Below are 576 nucleotides of genomic sequence, written 5' to 3'. Positions count from 1 at the left end.
CCCATCGTCAGCCGGCCGTGGCTGCGCGGCGCCAAGGCGCACGCCAAGCTGGCGGTGGCCGACCGGCGCACGCTGGTGGTCTCCAGCGCCGACCTCACCCGGTCGGGGGTGGCGAGCACCATCGAGGTGGGGCTGCTGGTGCGCGGGGGGACCACACCGGTGCGGGTCGCCGAGCACATCACCGAACTCCAGTCGCGTCGGGTGCTGGCCCCGTTGTGGAAGGGGCGGAACCGATGACCGACGTGCGCGGTGGCGGCGCGGACGCCGCGGCCTTGGTCGGGTCGGCCGACATCGCCCGGCTCGCCGGTGTGCGCAGACCGGCGGTGAGCAACTGGCGCAGGCGCTTCACCGACTTTCCGCGGCCGGTGGCGGGGACCTCGGCCCATCCGCTGTTCGCGCTGGAGGAGGTGCGGGAGTGGTGCCGCGAGCACGGCAGGCCGTTCGAGGCGGGCCCCGCCGACCTGCTGTGGCAGCGGGTGCGCACCGCGGTGCCCGACGTGCGCCTCACCGAGTTCATGGGGTACGCGGCCGCCCTGCTGGGCGACGTCCACCCGTGGGGATCCCTGCCTCCGGGCC

At 75.5% G+C, this 576-nt stretch carries 2 pseudogenes; both read left to right on the top strand.

The features are described 5' to 3' along the window. Nucleotides 1-237 (top strand): annotated as a pseudogene (locus tag D471_RS34930) (DISARM system phospholipase D-like protein DrmC); the annotation flags it as partial. Then, a pseudogene (locus tag D471_RS34925) lies at nt 234-576 on the top strand (SAM-dependent methyltransferase); the annotation flags it as partial. The pseudogenes D471_RS34930 and D471_RS34925, both read left to right, overlap by 4 nt.

Source organism: Nocardiopsis lucentensis DSM 44048 (assembly GCF_000341125.1).
GTDB classification, from domain to species: domain Bacteria; phylum Actinomycetota; class Actinomycetes; order Streptosporangiales; family Streptosporangiaceae; genus Nocardiopsis; species Nocardiopsis lucentensis.
Note: the sequence above shows the minus strand (reverse complement) of the source record. Positions and strands in the feature narration are given on the sequence as shown.